Annotated in this window: 14 protein-coding genes; 8 read left to right on the forward strand and 6 right to left on the reverse strand. The window is 68.3% G+C overall.

What is annotated here, in order from left to right; all coding sequences use genetic code 11:
- The first annotated feature begins 97 nt into the window (after positions 1 to 97).
- The 6 genes from ACWF0M_RS34150 to ACWF0M_RS34175 all read left to right on the forward strand — a co-directional run bounded on the left by ACWF0M_RS34150 (position 98) and on the right by ACWF0M_RS34175 (position 8,787).
- A complete protein-coding gene (locus ACWF0M_RS34150; protein ID WP_452239871.1) occupies positions 98 to 1,354 on the forward strand; it encodes a hypothetical protein in 1,257 nt (418 codons plus the stop codon).
- A 109-nt stretch (positions 1,355 to 1,463) separates the two neighbouring features.
- Entirely contained in the window at positions 1,464 to 4,043 is a 2,580-nt protein-coding gene (gene clpB, locus ACWF0M_RS34155; RefSeq protein ID WP_452239872.1) for an ATP-dependent chaperone ClpB, read from the forward strand.
- A gap of 239 nt (positions 4,044 to 4,282) precedes the next feature.
- On the forward strand, positions 4,283 to 4,837 hold the full coding sequence (locus ACWF0M_RS34160; RefSeq protein WP_452239873.1) for a hypothetical protein: 555 nt from the start codon (positions 4,283 to 4,285) through the stop codon (positions 4,835 to 4,837).
- Complete coding sequence (locus tag ACWF0M_RS34165) at positions 4,834 to 7,455, forward strand: hypothetical protein (protein ID WP_452239874.1); 2,622 nt, start codon at positions 4,834 to 4,836, stop codon at positions 7,453 to 7,455. Before ACWF0M_RS34160 ends, ACWF0M_RS34165 begins: the two co-directional genes overlap by 4 nt.
- 104 nt (positions 7,456 to 7,559) lie before the next feature.
- Positions 7,560 to 8,018: a hypothetical protein gene (locus tag ACWF0M_RS34170; RefSeq protein WP_452239875.1), complete on the forward strand. Its 459-nt coding sequence runs from the start codon at positions 7,560 to 7,562 to the stop codon at positions 8,016 to 8,018.
- 97 nt (positions 8,019 to 8,115) lie between these two features.
- Positions 8,116 to 8,787: a hypothetical protein gene (locus ACWF0M_RS34175; protein WP_452239876.1), complete on the forward strand. Its 672-nt coding sequence runs from the start codon at positions 8,116 to 8,118 to the stop codon at positions 8,785 to 8,787.
- 53 nt (positions 8,788 to 8,840) lie between these two features.
- On the opposite strand, the gene ACWF0M_RS34180 is transcribed toward ACWF0M_RS34175, so the two are convergent.
- The gene (locus tag ACWF0M_RS34180; protein WP_452239877.1) at positions 8,841 to 9,986 is read right to left on the reverse strand and encodes a pyridoxal phosphate-dependent aminotransferase; all 1,146 of its coding nucleotides are present in this window, start codon (positions 9,984 to 9,986) and stop codon (positions 8,841 to 8,843) included.
- Positions 9,987 to 9,989: 3 nt separating this feature from the next.
- The gene (locus ACWF0M_RS34185; protein ID WP_452239878.1) at positions 9,990 to 10,421 is read right to left on the reverse strand and encodes a MarR family winged helix-turn-helix transcriptional regulator; all 432 of its coding nucleotides are present in this window, start codon (positions 10,419 to 10,421) and stop codon (positions 9,990 to 9,992) included.
- Positions 10,422 to 10,515: 94 nt separating this feature from the next.
- Here ACWF0M_RS34185 and ACWF0M_RS34190 point away from each other — a divergent pair, with 94 nt between their 5' ends.
- Positions 10,516 to 12,081: an MFS transporter gene (locus tag ACWF0M_RS34190; RefSeq protein WP_452239879.1), complete on the forward strand. Its 1,566-nt coding sequence runs from the start codon at positions 10,516 to 10,518 to the stop codon at positions 12,079 to 12,081.
- Between the two features lie 15 nt (positions 12,082 to 12,096).
- Here ACWF0M_RS34190 and ACWF0M_RS34195 read toward each other — a convergent pair whose 3' ends face one another.
- The 4 genes from ACWF0M_RS34195 to ACWF0M_RS34210 form a co-directional block, all read right to left on the reverse strand.
- Complete coding sequence (locus ACWF0M_RS34195) at positions 12,097 to 14,049, reverse strand: glycosyl hydrolase family 28-related protein (protein ID WP_452239880.1); 1,953 nt, start codon at positions 14,047 to 14,049, stop codon at positions 12,097 to 12,099.
- A gap of 73 nt (positions 14,050 to 14,122) precedes the next feature.
- Complete coding sequence (locus tag ACWF0M_RS34200) at positions 14,123 to 14,617, reverse strand: N-acetyltransferase family protein (protein ID WP_452239881.1); 495 nt, start codon at positions 14,615 to 14,617, stop codon at positions 14,123 to 14,125.
- Positions 14,614 to 15,312 carry a FadR/GntR family transcriptional regulator gene (locus ACWF0M_RS34205; RefSeq protein WP_452239882.1) on the reverse strand — a complete coding sequence of 233 codons (699 nt, stop codon included), beginning with the start codon at positions 15,310 to 15,312 and terminating at the stop codon, positions 14,614 to 14,616. The genes ACWF0M_RS34200 and ACWF0M_RS34205 overlap by 4 nt, the downstream gene beginning before the upstream one ends.
- Before the next feature lie 94 nt (positions 15,313 to 15,406).
- A complete protein-coding gene (locus ACWF0M_RS34210) occupies positions 15,407 to 16,045 on the reverse strand; it encodes a pyrimidine 5'-nucleotidase (RefSeq protein ID WP_452239883.1) in 639 nt (212 codons plus the stop codon).
- 53 nt (positions 16,046 to 16,098) lie between these two features.
- Between ACWF0M_RS34210 and ACWF0M_RS34215 the strand changes: the two genes are divergently transcribed.
- The gene (locus ACWF0M_RS34215) at positions 16,099 to 16,899 is read left to right on the forward strand and encodes an SDR family NAD(P)-dependent oxidoreductase (protein ID WP_452239884.1); all 801 of its coding nucleotides are present in this window, start codon (positions 16,099 to 16,101) and stop codon (positions 16,897 to 16,899) included.
- Positions 16,900 to 17,149: the final 250 nt, after the last annotated feature.

Consider the following 17,149-nt stretch of genomic DNA (forward strand, 5'->3'; position numbering starts at 1 on the left):
TTGCCACCGGCAAGCAGTCGCGGTTTCGGCTGGCCTGGTGACAGCGGGTCGTCGTTAGTTGTTGACTGCGCAGAGTGACAGGCCGAAACTAATCTTCGTGAACAAGCCTGCCGCCCTCCTGGCCGCCACTTTCCTCCTCAGCTCAACCGCCGGCGTCGCCTACGCCGCCCCGAACCCGACCGCCTACTACGTCGACGCGACCGCGGGGAACGACGCGAACGCCGGTACCAGTGACAAACCGTGGAAGAGCCTCGCCAAGGTCAACGGGTCCGGCTTCGGGCCGGGGGACCAGATCCTGTTCAAGCGTGGCGGTTCCTGGACCGGCACCCTGGAGTTGTCCTCGTCGGGCGACTCGGATGCCCCGATCGTGGTCGGCGCCTACGGCACCGGAGCATTGCCGAAGATCGGCGGCGACGTACTGAACTGTGTGAACGTCACCGGCTCGGACATCTTCATCGGTGACCTGCGCGCGAGCGGCTGCAACTGGGCCGGCTTCGAGCTGGGCGGCGACGGCATCGTCCTGGACACGATCCAGGCCGACAACAACGTCGCCGGCATCTCGATCCTCGACGGGTCCGACTGGAACACGATCCGCTGGAGCACGATCGTCGACAACAACAAGATGAGCGTGGACGACGACACGCACGACAACGACGACTCGGGCGCGTTCGGCGTACTGGTCCACGGCGACGACAACCAGATCCACCACAACACGATCAGCGGCAGCTTCCACACCAGCCACGACTACGGGTACGACGGCGCCGCGGTGGAGATCTTCAACGGCAACCGGAACCACATCGAGTACAACAAGACCGCGAACAACGACACCTTTACGGAACTCGGCCGCTACGGCGCCGGCAAGACCGCCGACGGCAACGTGTTCGCCTACAACACGATCACGTCGACCCAGCCGTCCGGCACCTTCCTGATCACTCGCGGCGCGGGCGTCGACATCGGCCCGGTCCGCGGAACGCTGGCGATCAACAACTCCGTGAACATCGCGAACGGCGACGGCTGGAGCTGTGACCGGGGCTGCGGCGCGGACATCCTGAAGCTGCGCAACAACATCGTCAAGGTGGGCGGCAAGGTCGGGTACGACGACTCGTTCGACACCGGCAACCCGGCCGACGCGGCGGACGAGGACAACGGTGTGTACCAGGGCAGCGTGTATCAGTTCACGCTCGGCGCGCACTCGGTGAAGGCCGATCCGCTCTACACCAGCGCGACCGATCTCCGCCTGAAGGCGGGTAGCCCGGCCATCGACCGCGCCGAGAAGTCCGGCTACGACCGCGACCTGGCCGACAAGGATCTGACCGTCCTAACCACGTGGGATTCCGGCGCCTACCAGCACTGATCGACCCTGATTCGTCCCTGGGAATTTCCAGAGTTGAGTGGAATGGACTCAAGTTTCGGTAGGTTGTATTGAGTAAGACCTGTTACTTGAGTTGGAGGGCTGGAACTAGATGGACGTTCAGCGGTTGACGACGCTGGCCCGGGAAACCCTGTCGGTCGCGATCCGTCAGACGTCCGCGGCGGGCAACCCGACCGTGGAACCGATTCACCTGCTGTCCGCGCTGCTCGCGCAGCCCGAGGGCACGACGATCGGCCTGCTCGAAGCGGCCGGCGGCGACCTCGACGCCGTACGCCGGAAGACCGCCGAGGCAATGAGCCGGCTCCCGAAGGCGAGCGGTGGCAGCGTGCAGGCGCCGAGCCTGTCGGGGAAGACCGGTGACGTGCTGAACCAGGCGGAGCAGCGGGCCCTCGGGCTCGGGGACGAGTACGTCTCCACCGAGCACCTGCTGATCGCGCTCGCGACCGTCGACGGTCCTGCGAAGACCGCGCTCGGCGTGACGCCGGACGCGCTGCTGCAGGCATTCGACCAGATGCGGGGCAATCGCCGGATCACGTCCCCGGAGGCTGAAGGCGCCACCAAGACGCTGGAGAAGTACGGCGTCGACCTGACCGAGCGCGCCAAGGACGGCAAGCTCGACCCGGTGATCGGCCGGGACTCCGAGATCCGGCGCGTGGTCCAGGTGCTGTCCCGCCGTACCAAGAACAACCCGGTGCTGATCGGTGAGCCCGGCGTCGGCAAGACCGCCGTCGTCGAGGGGCTGGCCCAGCGGATCGTGGCCGGTGACGTGCCCGAGTCGCTGCGGGGCCGCCGGCTGATCAGCCTCGACCTCGGCGCGATGGTCGCGGGTGCGAAGTACCGCGGTGAGTTCGAGGAGCGGCTGAAGGCCGTGCTGACCGAGATCAAGGAATCCGACGGTCAGATCATCACGTTCATCGACGAGTTGCACACCGTTGTCGGCGCCGGTGCGTCCGGCGAGGGCGCGATGGACGCCGGCAACATGCTGAAGCCGATGCTGGCGCGGGGCGAGCTGCGGATGATCGGTGCGACCACCCTGGACGAGTACCGGACGCGGATCGAGAAGGACCCGGCGCTGGAGCGCCGTTTCCAGCAGGTCTTCGTCGGCGAGCCTTCCGTCGAGGACTCGATCGCCATCCTGCGTGGCCTGAAGGAGCGGTACGAGGCGCACCACAAGGTCGCCATCTCCGACTCGGCCCTGGTCGCTGCGGCCACGCTGTCGCACCGGTACATCTCCGGTCGGCAGCTGCCCGACAAGGCGATCGACCTGGTCGACGAGGCCGCGTCCCGGCTGCGGATGGAGATCGACTCGTCCCCGGTCGAGATCGACTCGTTGCGCCGTACCGTCGACCGGCTGAAGATGGAGGAGCTCGCGTTGTCCCGCGAGGACGACGCCTCGTCGCAGGAACGGCTGGAGCGGCTGCGCGCCGACCTCGCCGACCGCGAGGAGGAGCTGCGCGCGCTGGAGGCCCGCTGGGAGCGGGAGAAGTCCGGCCTGAACCGGGTCGGTGAGATCAAGGAGCGCATCGACGAACTGCGCGGCCAGGCCGAGCGCGCCCAGCGCGACGGCGACCTGGAGACCGCGTCCCGCCTGCTGTACGGCGAGATTCCGCAGCTCAGCAAGGAGCTCGAGGAGGCTGCCGAAGAGGACGAGGTTGCCGAAGGCCCCGAAGCGATGGTGAACGAGGAGGTCGGGCCGACCGAGATCGCCGAGGTGATCGCGATGTGGACCGGCATCCCGACCGGCCGGCTGCTGGAGGGCGAGACCGGCAAGCTGCTCCGGATGGAGGACGAGCTCGGGCACCGGCTGATCGGTCAGCGCGAGGCGGTCAAGGCCGTCAGCGACGCCGTACGGCGGGCGCGCGCGGGCATCTCCGACCCGGACCGGCCGACCGGTTCGTTCCTGTTCCTCGGCCCGACGGGTGTGGGCAAGACCGAGCTGGCGAAGGCGCTCGCGGACTTCCTGTTCGACGACGAGCGGGCGATGGTCCGGATCGACATGTCGGAGTACGGCGAGAAGCACAGCGTCGCGCGACTGGTCGGCGCACCGCCCGGGTACGTCGGGTACGAGGAGGGTGGCCAGCTGACCGAGGCCGTCCGCCGCCGTCCGTACTCGGTGATCCTGCTCGACGAGGTGGAGAAGGCGCACCCCGAGGTCTTCGACATCCTGCTGCAGGTGCTGGACGACGGCCGGCTGACCGACGGCCAGGGTCGTACGGTCGACTTCCGGAACGTGATCCTGATCCTGACCAGCAACCTGGGTTCGGCGTACCTGGCCGACATGTCGCTGGACGACAAGGCCAAGCGCGACCAGGTGATGGCCGTGGTGCGGCAGTCCTTCAAGCCGGAGTTCATCAACCGGCTGGACGAGATCGTGCTGTTCGACGCGCTCGGCAGCGAGGAGCTGACGCAGATCGTCGGCCTGCAGATCGCCGCGCTGCAGCGGCGGCTGACCGACCGGCGGATCACGCTGGACGTCGACGAGGGCGCGATGGAGTGGCTGGCGATGACCGGGTACGACCCGGTGTACGGCGCCCGCCCGCTCCGCCGCCTGGTCCAGTCCGCGATCGGCGACGAATTGGCCCGCGGCCTCCTCGACGGCACCATCCGCGACGGCGAAGCCGTCAAGGTGACCCTCAACGAGTCGAAGGACGCGTTGGACGTCTCCGCCTGACGATCACTGCTCGAGCCGGGCCGGTCTCCCTGACCGGCCCGGCTTTTGCATTGCCCGGGAATGCCTTCAAACACTTGAACTTCCGGTAGTTGCGAGTCGGTATCTCTCCGCTCTTGAAACCAGTCATTACTGCTTGGTAGGAACGTCCGTCAGCCAAGTACTGAACAGTAGTTCAAGTACCTGAAACTTGGATTTTCCGGCGGGGGGTCCCCGGAGTCCGGCAGCGAGTGGAGGACTCAATGCAGCGCAGTACCTTGCTATCCGGTGCGCTGCTGGCCGTCGTCGCGGGGCTGTTGTGTCTGGTCGGGGAAGCTCTCGGTCTGAACACGCAGCACGTGGCACTGGTCGGCGGAGCCCTGGGGGGTGTGGTGGGGTTGGTGCAGGATCGCACTCCGGCGATGCGTGCGACCGGCTTCTTGATCGGGTTGTTCGTCGCCTGGCTCGGATTCGCCGTACGGGCGCTCTATCTGCCCGACTCGGCGTCCGGCCGGGCCGTCGCGGCGGTCGCCGTGGTGGCCGTGTGCGTGGCGTTCACGGCCGGCTCGGCCGACCGGATCCCGTTGTGGACCTTGCTGCTCGGCGCGGCCGCGATGGTCGCCGTGTACGAGGAGACCTATACCGCGGACAGCCCGGCCTTCCTGGCGCAGTCGCCGTCGGCGGCCACCGGCGTACTGCTGGCGGCCGGGATCGGGTTCCTGGCGACCTCGCTCCAGCGGCCGCGACCGGCGCCGCCCGCTGAGGTTCCCGCCGACGACACCCGTGAGCTTGCCTCGACCGAAGGAGACCGTGCGTGACCGCCCGACGCATCACCCGGGGATTGGCTGTCGCCATCGCCGTCCCGTCCGCTTTCGTCCTGTCGACGTCCCCGGCACTGGCCACGTCGAGCGCACTCTCCGCCGGACCCGTCACGGTGACCAACACCGAGACTGTTCAGGCCAGACTCGACCCCAGCGGCAAGGTCCAAGGCGCCCGCATCTACGAGCAACTCGCCTTGGTCGGCACCGGAACGGTGAAGCTCGCCAACCCGGTGTCGACCGACAGCCTGCGCAACCTGGACGGCTTCGGCGGGTTCTCGGTCAAGAACGGAAAGATGGCCGTGGACCTGTCGGTGGACGGCGAGCAGCGGATTCGCACCGTCAGCGACTTCGACAAGAAGAAGCTGCCGATCAAGGTCGCCGTCACCTACACCCTGAACGGCAAGAAGCTGTCCAAGCCCAGTGACGTCGTCGGCAAGAAGGGACGGCTGGAGGCGCACTACGTCGTGGAGAACACCTCGGCCAAGGAAGAGTCGGTGACGATCACCGATGGGTACGGCAAGCAGGTCGTCGAGCAGGCCGACGTCGTCATTCCGATGGTCGGTCAGCTGACGACTGTGCTGCCGCCCGAGTTCGGTGATGTCACCTCGGCCGAGGCGAACAAGGCCGGCGACGGCAAAGGCGGTACGAAACTGAGCTTCACTGCCACGCTGTTCCCGCCCGTCGGTGCCGCGACCGCGGAGTTCGGCTGGGCGGCCGAGGTCAAGGACGCGATCGTCCCCGAGGCCGAGCTGACCGCGTTGCCGGTCAGTCCGCTGGAGAGCCCGACGTTCAAGACCGCGGTCTCCGGATACCAGAGCGGCGCGGAGAAGGGCGCCGACCTGGTCGAGGGCGGCACCGAACTGGACTCGAACCTGATCCGCCTCCGGGACGGCGCGCAGAAGCTGCTCGGCGGCCTGCTGCAGTTGAGCGCCGGTGCGAAGACTCTGAACGAAGGCCTCGCCAACCAGGCCGCGCCGGGTGCCACCAAGCTCTCCAGCGGTGCGTCGCAGCTGGCCGGCGGCCTGGGTGAGCTCGAGAGCGGTGCATCGCTGCTGCGCACGAAGACCGGCGAGGCCGCCAAGGGTGCGGACAAGCTGGATAAGGGCGCGGGCGCGTTGCAGAAAGGCGCGAAGGATCTCGCCGCGGGTGCCGGCAAGCTGAAGACCGGCACCGGCAAACTCGCCTCCGGCCTGGACGAGGCCACCGGCAAGGCTCCTGCCTTGATCGACGGACTGAACCAGGTCAGCGGCGGCTTGAAGAGCGTCGACGACGGACTCAGTCAGATGTACGGCGGCATCGGCCAGCTGCCGGCCGAAGCGAAACCCCTGCACGACGGCATCGCACAGCTCCGCGGCGGGATCGGCTCGGTCGGAACCGAGGGGACGCTGCTCGGCGGACTGGAGCGCCTGAAGAAGCAGCTCGCCGCCTCCGGTCCGGGAATCGACAAGATGCGCGGTGGCGTGCACTGTGCGGCGGATGCGCTCGATGCGGTCAGCAACGGCAAACCGGCCGGAACGTACAGCGAGGCTTGCTACGGCGCCGCTGCCGCGGTGCTGAACGGGCCGGCCGGGGCGCTGAACGTCGGGCCGGAGACCAACCCGGTCAAGAAGATGATCCTCGACTCGGTGATCGCCCAGATGGGCTCGCTGGGTGACCCGGTCCCCGATCTGGACAAGCCGCTGCCGGATTCCGCCAAACTGCAGGCGGCGCTCGCATACCTGAGGGGCCGGCTGACCGAGCGGGCCGTAAAAGGGATCGAGCAACTGCAGTGCGGCCTCGACAACCGGGTCTCGGGCTGCCCGCACACCGAGCCTGGTCTGATGCAGGGGCTCGCGGCGGTGGACGCCGGTGTGACTCAGTTGGTGTCCCGCGTGGTAGGCAAGGTCCAGGGCGGTGTCGGCACGTCGAAGGACACGCCGGCCAGCAAGACCCTGCGCGGCGGGGTCAACGGGCTGCAGAGTGGCGTCGGACAGATCCAGGCCGGTGGTAAAACGCTGCTGGCCGGCCTCAACCAGCTGTCGGACGGCGCCGACCAGCTCGACACGGGTGCGGGAGCGCTGTCCACCGGCACGGGCAAGCTCAAGGCAGGTGCCGGCGTGCTGTCGGACGGCACCGGGCAGCTCGACAACGGGCTCGGGTTGCTGGCCGGCGGTACGGGCAAACTGGCCGACGGTGTCGGCCAGGCCAAGACCGGCTCGGACCAGTTGGCGCAGGGTTCCAAGGATCTGGCGACCGGCATCGGCTCCGCGGCCGAGGGCTCGGGCAAGCTGGCGGATGGTCTCAGCACTGCCGCCGAACAAGCGCCTGCCATTCCGGACGGCGCCGGCCGGCTCTCGAAGGAAGGTGCGAAGGTGCTGGCCAAGAACGGCGCCGACACCGCACGCGACTTCGGCCGCCGCTACAGCCTGCTCTCCGCCGCCGCCGACCGCGCCAAGACCGAGTCGATGCCGTTCGGCGCTCCCGAGGGTGCGACCGGCGCAACGGCGTACTCGCTCAAGCTGGCTGGGGCCACCGGTGAAGGCGACCGCAGTTGGGTCCGCCTTCTCGTCGGCCTGGCTGTCTTCGGTGTCGCCATCGGCGCCACCAGCCTTCTCCGCAGGCGCGCCACCTCCTGAGGTTCGCTGCCGAAGCCGGGCCGGTCACACAGACCGGCCCGGCTTGGGCAGCGCCGTTTGGCCGATCTGGGAGGATCGGGGCGGGGGTCGTGGAAGGACGTTGGATGACTGGGCAGCGTGGTGACGAACCGGTCGATGGTGGGCCGGGGCCGTACAGCGGACTGTTCGGTGCGGTGCCGGACACGCACGGCTATCCCGCGGCCCCGCCCAAGCAGGTGACGGTCGCCGCGGTCATCTCCGCCGGGCTGGGCGCGATGTGCCTGCTGCTGGCCGCGCTGGCCCTCACATCCGCAGGCGCCCAGATCTCCGAAGTACTCACCGGCTCCCGCGGCAACACCCCAGTCGCAGTCGCGGCCGCACTGGTCTGCGCGGTCGTCTACCTGGTCCCCGCTCTCTACCTCCGCAAGCGCCGCCCTTGGTCCCGCTACGTCCTGATCGCCGTCGCAACCATCGGCATCGCCGGCGGCCTGATGGCCCTACCAACAAGCCTCCTAGGCCTGGCCATCCACGCCACCCTCCTAACCCTCATGCTCCAACGCCCCACAAAGAACTGGTTCCGCTGACCCCGCTGACGATCTGCCCCGACCTGCCCCGCGATGCCCCACGACACCTGTGGACAACGGCGCCCTCGTACGCCGGGTTTGCTGAACAATCCGTGGAATGCCGAGTTCCACCACGCCCGTGTTCAGCCTGTCGGCCTGGGTCGACGAATCGGTCATCGTCGACGGTCCGCTTCATCCGAGCGGCACGTACACGCTGGCCGCTGCCGTCCTCGATACCACTGCGGTCGATGCGACGCGGGACAGCATGCGTGGGCTCACCTTGACACGAGGTGGCCGTCTGCACTGGGTCGATGAATCCGACAAGCGCCGCGACCGCATCGCCGCCGCGATCGCTGGGCTGGATCTCTCGGCCGTCGTTGTCGCGGGATCGCCGGTCCATCGCTCGAAGCAGGAGCGAGCGCGGCGGTGCTGTCTGGAGCGTCTGTTGTACGAGTTGGCCTCGATCGGCGTCCGTGAGGTCTGTCTGGAGTCGCGCACCGCCACACCTGACCGCCGTGATATCCGCTTGGTCGACTCCGCACGGCGGAAGGGCTTGATCCCCCGCGGCTTCATGGTCGGTTTCGCGCGCCCGAGGGACGAGCCGCTGCTGTGGATCGCGGACGCCGTTGCCGGAGCCGTGATCGGCTCGGCGAGCCGCGATGGTTGCTCGCGATGTCGGAAATCATCACCGAACACGAGATCGAGGTCCGCTAGAAACGCGAAAGCTGGGTCCCATCCTCCGGTGGGGGTCCCAGCTTCACTTCTCACCAGGCAGCGCGTGGCGAGCTAGAGCAAGTATCGCACAAGTGAGCGGGCGCTGTCTTTGCGCATTCCCAGGCCCTGTCAGAGTTTTTGGAGGCGGGTTAGGGCTTCTTGGAGGACTTTGGGTTGTTTGCAGAAGGCCCAGCGGACCAGGGGGCGGCCGGGGGCTGGGTTGTCGTAGAAGACTTGGTGGGGGATGGCTACTACGCCGGCTTTTTGGGGGAGCATTCGGCAGAAGTCGATGCCGTCGGTGTGGCCGAGGGGGCGGATATCGGTGGTGATGAAGTAGGTGGCGGCGGGGAGGTGGACCTCGAAGCCGAGGTCGGCCAGGCCGGTTGCCAGTAGATCGCGGCGGGACTGGAGGTCGGCGCGCAGGGCGTCGTAGTAGTCGTTGCCGAGGGCAAGGGCGTTCGCGACGGCCGGCTGGAAGGGGGCGCCGGAGGTGAAGGTCAGGAACTGTTTGGCGGTGGTCACAGCGGTCACCACTGAAGGCGATCCGGTGACCCACCCGATCTTCCAGCCGGTGACGGCGAACGTCTTCCCGGCGCTGCTGATCGACACGGTCCGGTCCGCCATCCCGTCGTACGTCGCGAGCGGCCGGTGCGTCCCGTCGTACACCAGGTGTTCGTAGACCTCGTCCGTGATGACGACCAGGTCGTGTTCGAGGGCGACGTCGCGGATCCCGCGCAGTTCCCCATCGTTGAGGACCATGCCGGTCGGGTTGTGCGGTGAGTTGATCAGCAGCACCTTCGTCCGCGGCGTGACCGCGGCGCGCAGTTCGTCGAGGTCCAGCCGGTACGACGGTGCGCGCAGCGTCACGGGTACGCGCCGTCCGGCGGCGAAGGCGATCCCGGCCGCGTACGAGTCGTAGTACGGCTCCAGCGCGATCACCTCGTCACCGGGCTCGACGAACGCGAGCAGTGCGGCCGCGATCGCCTCGGTCGCACCGGTGGTGACCAGGACCTGCGTGTCCGGGTCGTACGAGAGGTCGTAGAACCGCTTCTGGTGGTCGACGATCGCCTCCCGCAAGGCGGGTACGCCGCGACCCGGCGGGTACTGGTTCGCTCCGGCCCGGATCGCCGCGATCGCGTCCTCGAGCAGCGAATCCGGCCCGTCGCGGTCCGGGAAGCCCTGACCGAGGTTGATCGACCCGGTCGTCACCGCCAGCGCGGACATCTCGGCGAAGATCGTCGTACCCAGGCCACTCAACCGCTCAGCAGGACGCATTCCTCAACCCTCGACGGCCGTGACCATGTGCGCAAGCCAGGCGCGCGCGGTGGCGCGGTCGGTTGCGCTGAACGTGGCCTCGAGTTCGTCCTCGACCTTGCGGATCGCCGGGGTCGCCTCGGCCAGCCGGCGCTCGCCGCCGGGGGTGAGGTGCACCTGCTGGGTACGGCGGTCCTTCGGGTTCGGCCGCCGTTCCACCAGGCCGGCCCGCTCCATCCCGGCGATCAGTTCGTTCGCGGACTGCCGCGTGGTACCGACCACGCGACCGACCTCGGCCACCGTGAGACCTGGCGCCTCGCGGACGCACAGCAGCGTGCCGTACTGCTGGACCGACAACCCGTGCTCGTCGAGCGCGACCGCGAGCGCGGACCGCATGCTCAGCCAGGCGTGCCGCACCAGGAACGTCACACAGCCGGTCTCGTCATTGGGATCCATGCACTACATTCTGCCGAAAAGGAGATTGACAGGTTCCTGTCAATCTAGGACGATGGGAAACCTCGTCAGGGTCCTGTCAATCATAGGAGACTTCGTGTCTGCGATCGACCCCCCACAAGGTCCAATCCACCAACGCCGCATTCTCGCCATCCTGGTCGTCTCGGCCGTCCTGATCTGGATCGACTCGACCGTCCTCGGTATCGCTCTCGAACGCCTCGCCGACCCGGTTCAGGGCCTCGGCGCCACGCCCGGCCAGCTGCAGTGGGCCGTCGGCATCTATTCGCTGTTGTTCGCCACCGCCCTGTTCCTGGCCGGCGCTCTCGGCGACCGCTACGGCCACCGCACCGTCCTGATGCTCGGCCTGCTGATCTTCGGTATCGCCTCGGCCTGGGCCGCGTGGGCCACCGACCCGGTAGGCCTTATCCTCGCCCGCGCCACCATGGGCCTCGGCGGCGCGCTGATCATGCCCACGTCGATGGCGATCATCGGCTGGACCTTCCCGCCGGAGCGCCGGGCCGGTGCGATCGCGGTCTGGTCGTCGTCGGCCGGTGTCGGTGTCGCCGTCGGGCCGGTGCTCGGCGGGGTGCTGATCGATCACTTCTGGTGGGGCTCGGTCTTCACGATCAACCTGCCGATCGTCGCGTTCGGCCTGATCGGTGCCGCCGTCGTACTCCCGAACCCACGCAGCCCGAAGCGTCGCCGGCTCGACCCGCTCGGCCTCGGCCTGTCCACCCTCGGACTGCTCGGCCTGTCGTACGGGCTCATCGAAGGCGGTCACCAAGGCGGCTGGGATCGCTGGCAGGTCTGGGCGAGCATCGGCGCCGGTCTCCTGCTGCTGGCCGGATTCCTGTACTCCGAGTGGCGCGAACCGGAGCCGAGCTTCGACCCGCGCCTGTTCCGCAATCGCCGGTTCGCGGCGGGCAACCTGTCGCTGGCGGCGGTCTTCCTCACCATCACCGGGCAGGGCTTCTACCTCGCGTTCTACCTCCAGGGCGCCCGCGGCATGAGCGCGCTGGACGCCGGCCTGATGTCGTTGCCCGGGGCAATGGGCGTGATCGTCGGCGCCCCGCTCGGTGCCCGGCTGGCCGGCCGGCTCGGGGTCGCGAAGGTGTCGGGTACGGCGGTCCTCACGCTCGCGGCGTGCTTTGCGCTCAACCTCATGTACGACGTCGGCACGTCGCTCGTGGTGATCGGGATCATCGGCGGAATCGCCGGGCTCGCGATCGGCATGACCGTCGCGCCGACGACCGCGGCCGTGATGGCGACGCTCCCGATGGACCGGATCGGGGCCGGCTCCGCGGTCAGCAACGCCCTGCGCCAGGTGGGCAGCGTCCTCGGTGTCGCCGTACTCGGGACCGTCGTGTCGTCGACGTACCAGCACCGGATCGCGCCGTCGCTCACCGGGCTGCCGAACGAGCAAGCGATCGGTACGTCGGCCGAGACGACCCGCCACGCGGCAGGCGCACTGCACCGCCCCGACCTGGTCCAGTTCGCGAACGACGCCTTCGTCCATGCGATGCACACCGCGGCCGGCGTCGCCGCGGGCATCGTCCTGTTCGGCGCGATCGTCCTCACCGCCGCCTTCCGGATCCCCAGGCCATCACAATCGCCGGATTCGGATGCCGTTACGTCTGAGCGCGCCGGCATCGGGCAATTGTGATGGCCTGAGGAACCGCTAGTTCCAGGGTGACGGCGGCGGGGGCGGTACGACGGCGGGGCGGTCCTCGCACCATGTCGCGCCGGTCCAGCCGCCGTCGTTGCCGCCGAGATCCCGGACCTCGAACTCCGGCGGGCCGTTGAAGTGGAACGTGCCGCAGTTGTTCACGAACGGGGCCCCGACGTTGCGGGCGTCGACGTTCTCGAACGTCGCCCAGCCGCCGACCCGGGCGTTCACCACGTTGGTCCCGGTGCCGTCGACCTTGATGTTGCGCACGGCAACGTTCGTGATCGCGTAGTCGTCCTTCACCGGCCAGTCGACGACGAACATCATCGCGTTGTATGTCGAGTCCAGGAACGAGCTGTCGGTGATGTCGATGTGAGCGGACATCGTCGACTGCAGGGCGTACAGCCAGATCGCGCCGAGGCCGATGTTCCAGTTGAGATCGCGCGGACCGCCGCGGACCGTGGTGTTGCGGGCGAACGTCAGCGCGCCTTCGAACGGCGTCGCGTTGAACCGCGAGCCGGCATGCAACGTGCTGCCTTCGCGGATCGGATCGGCGACCAGGTTGTCGGTGACCGCGTTGTCGCGACCGCCGTAGATCGCGATGTTGTTCGCGAGCACCGGCGTCTGCACGGTGTTGTGGTCGTACACGTTGTTGTGGTTGACCAGGCTGTCGGCGTTCGACTCCGACCACATCGCCAGCCCGTCGTCGCCGGTGTTGCGGACGAAGTTGTTGGTCGCCCGAACGTTGGAGACCCCAAGGTGCAGGTTCATGCCGTCGGCAACGGCGTCGGTGATGACGTTGTTGCGGATCAGCAGGCCGTCCATCGGGCCGTCGAGCCAGATGCCGACCTTCGTGTGGTGCAGGTACAGGTTCTCGATCGTGGAGCCGCCGCCGATCGCGCCGCCGATCCCGTTCACCTGGTCGGTGTCGATGCGTTCGCGGACATCGCTCTCGATGGCGAAGTCCGACAGATGTACGCCGGTGCTTCCGCCGTCAGCGGCGTACTTGCCGTAGAAGCCGGGTGCGCTGTGCACCGACTTGTCCGGAGCGGGTTCCGCGAGCGGGAGGACCTTGCCCTTGATGATCGTCCACCAGTTGCCGGCGCCGCGGATAGTCACCTGGTCCACGACGATGTGCCGGTTCACCTGGAACGTTCCCGCGGGGATGAACACCGACCAGCCGATCCGCTTAGCGGCCGCGATCGTGCGCTCGATCGCCGGCGCCGCGTCCCGGTGTCCGGTCGGATCGGCGCCGAAGAGCCGCACATCCAAAGAGTGCTTGGGTTGTTTGAGAGGCGCCTTCACCAGTTCGAAGTCCGCGACGTCGAGGACAGTCCACGCCGCCGTGGTCGTACGAGGTACCGCGAACCGGATGCGTGAGCCGGCCTCGTACGTTCGGTCGAGCATCACGCGCTGCTCGTCGTAGAAGTGGTTCGGCCGGAACGGTTTGGCGACCGGATCCGGTTCGGGCTTCCACCAGCCGGGGGTCGGGTCGACGTTCGGGTCGTTGGAGAACGGATACATGCCGTAGAGCCAGGCGTACTGCGACGTCAGCGTCATCGTCTGCCGCTGCTTCCCGTTGACGGTCACGTCGAGCGGCGCGGTGATCCCGCCGCCGCCCGGAGCGTCTGGGATGCTGTACCGCAGCGTGAACGCGTTCGCGGGCTGCGTCAGCGTGAATTCGACATACTGCTTGGGCTGCAGCCGTACGGCGCTACGCCCGGAAGCCTCGGCCGGGAGCGTGTACGCCTCCCGCCCCGGGCCGAGTTGCTCGCCGGTGAAGGCGGCGTTCTCCGCCTCCTGCTCGACGAACGGTACGTCGGCGCCGCGACCGGTCACCAGTGCGGGATCGAGGCCCGCTCGGGTGATCCGCGGCGCGGGGTCTGCGGCGGCTGGTTGGGACGTGAGTACGGCACCGAGGAGCGCGGTCGTCACGGCGACCGCGATCAAGTGCGAACGGGACATCGGCGGATCCCCTCCCGGACGAATGTGTCTGGAGGTTATGCATCCGACGTTCTGTGCGCAAGATCTCGACAGGTCAGAGAAATTTCCGGACCATGAAGACGTCGACCGGATCCTCGTCGTCGACCACGAAGCCGTGGCGTTCGTACAGCTGGCGAGCCGGGCTGCCCTGCAGGACGTTCAGCCGAACGGTCGCGCCGTCCGCATCCGCGCGCCCCAGAACACTCCCCAGAACCGCGGTCCCGAGACCCCGGCCCTGGTGCCGTGGGTCCAGATAGAAGTGCTCGAGCCACCACTGCCCACGACCTGCCGTCTCGCCCGACACTTCGCCGCTCGGCACCCCGCCCTCGGGCTGTGCGTTGGTCGGGCGGAGCGTGATCGAGCCGGCCGGCTCACCGTTGACCTCGATGATCTGGGTGTGCTCCGGGGCGAACGAATCGCGCAGACGCTGACGGACGCGGTCTGCGTCGTACCGGCCGAGGCGTTCGAGGTCGGGGCGCATCACGACCGCGCGGAGTTCGACGAGCTGCTCGAGGTCGGCGAGCGTCGCCGGGCGAAGGGTCCAGTTCATGGCAGCGCCGGTTGTGGGACGGGGCGGAGCGCGCGCAGCCAGAGTTCGGTCTGGGCGATGTGGGCCGACGCGGCGGTGGCTGCGGCCGCGGGGTCGCGGGTGGTGATCGCGGCCAGGATCGCGCGGTGGCCGCGGTCGCTGGTCCGCTTGATCGCGTCGAAGTCGGCGCCGGGCTCGAAGATCCGGTAGTGGCCGCCGCGGCCGCGGATCACGCCGGTGAGTGCGGTGACGGTCGGATTGCCGCCGGCCGCGCAGATAAGCCCGTGGAACTCGGCGTCCAGGTGCTGGATCTCGGTCGCGTCGGTCGTGGACTCGAGCCGGTCGAGGACCGCGCTCAGTCGCGCTGCGAGCTCCGGGTCCTGGCGGGCGGCCGCTGCAGCGGTGGCGTGCGCCTCGAGCACCCGGCGTACCTCCAGAAGCTCGAGCACGCCTTCGAGCGGGATCAGCTCGACCGACAGCGAGAATCTGCCGATGATCGCGGCCGGATCGAGCGCGGAGACGTACGTGCCCGACCCATGCCGCGACTCGATCACTCCGAGCGCGCCGAGCGACCGCACCGCCTCCCGCAGCGAACTCCGGGACACGCCCAAGTGGTCGCACAACTCGGGCTCCGGCGGAAACTTCGCCCCCGGCCCGAGCTCCCCGGACGCGATCATCTGCCGTAACCCGGCCAGCGCCTTGTCCGTAGCAGCCATCCCCTCACCTCCCCCCGAAGCGTAAGTCCTCAGACCACTCTTGGTCACATCCGCCCACGGTCAGCCTGACCTGTGACGCATTAATGGCGATTCATCAGACGTTTGCTCGGAGGAACCCCGGCAGGTCGGCCGCCCGCCAGCGCCGGTCCGCGAGCTGCTCGTACGACGTCCCGCCGGTCACCCAGACCGTCGTCATCCCGCGCTCGTGCGGCCCGGTCAGGTTCACCTCGAGATCGTCGAACATCGCGGCCCGCGCCGGGTCGATCCCGAACGACGCCAGGAACGCGTCCAGGCTCTCGTCGTACGGCTTCGGGATCAGGTCGGCGGCGAGGATGTCGAAGACGCCGTCGATGCACTCGGTCAGTCCGAGGCGCCCGAGCACCTGCTCAGCGTGGTACGCCGACCCGTTCGTGTACACGTACCGCCGCCCGGGCAACCCGCCGAGCACCTCCGCCAGCACCCGATCGGGACGCAGTACGGCGTAGTCGATCGTGTGCTCCCACGCGAGGTATTCGTGCGGGTCGATCGACCGCGTGTTCATCAGGCCGCGCAGAGTCGTCCCGTGCTCGGCGACGAGCTCTGCCTGCAACCGAAGGGCCTCGGCTTCGTCGGTGCCGAACAGGTTGGCCAGGTACGCCCGGATCCGGGTGTTCATCTGATCGGCCAATCCGACGTCGGCCGGATACAGCGTGTTGTCGAGGTCGAGAACCCAGGTGTCGATGTCCGCCAGCACCGGATCAGCCTAAGTGACACACTGGGGGCGTCACCGACGGGAGGACTGCAACGATGCCGACTGCGCTCGTGACCGGGCCGGCGACCGGGATCGGCCGGGCGTTCGCGGACAAGCTTGCGCTCGAGGGGTACGACCTGGTGCTGGTGTCGCGGGACGAGGCGCGGCTCAAGGAGGTCGCCGCCGACATCACGCGGCTGCACGGTGTCGAGTGCGAGGTGCTGGCCGCCGACCTGACCGACGCGGCCGATCTGGCGCGCGTCGAGGAGCGGTTCCGGACCGGGCCGATCGAGCTGCTGGTGAACAACGCCGGCTTCGGGCAGAAGAAGCCCTTCTGGGAGAACCCGGTCGAGGTCGAGGAGAAACAGCTCGATCTGCTTGTTCGCGTCGTACTGCGGCTCACGCATGCCGCCGTACTCCCGATGATCGAGCGCGGCTCGGGTGCGGTGATCAACGTGTCCTCGGTGGCCGGGTTCCTGCAGCGCAACATCTACAGCGCCCACAAGGCCTGGGTGACGAGCTTCTCCGCGGGGTTGGCGACCGGGCTGCACGCGCAGGGTGTTGCGGTGATGGCGTTGTGCCCGGGGTTCGTGCACACCGAGTTCCACGAGCGGATGGGGATGGACAAGTCGCTCATCCCGTCGTTCATGTGGCTGGACGCGGACGATCTCGTCGCCGCGGCCTGGAAGGATCTGCTGCGGGGCAAGGCGATCTCGATCCCGAGCCGCCGCTACAAACTCGTGGTGATCGCCGCCCGCTTCACGCCCCGCGCGCTCATCTCGCGGGTGTCGACCGTAGGGCTGGACGGCCGCCGTCCCGCCTCGTCGGCTGCAGCATCTCGCCGAGAGTCCAACTGACTCTAGGCGTAGCGCCCTCGGTGTGCGATCTTGCTGGTATTTGGGCACTTGAAGGGGCCGCAGCAGTTGGGCGGGCAAGTGCCGGCGGGGGGAGTACGTCATGGGCATGCCATTTGTTGGGTGCAGAAGGCACGCCGCTGCGGTGATGGCGCTTCTGCTGGTGTCGGCGACGCTGACGGTTGGTGCCGCTCCGGCGGCAGCGGTGGTGGCAAACGTCGCGATCTCGGCGACCACCGCGGCGAACGGCACC

It is taken from the genome of Kribbella sp. NPDC055110 (genome assembly GCF_053607525.1).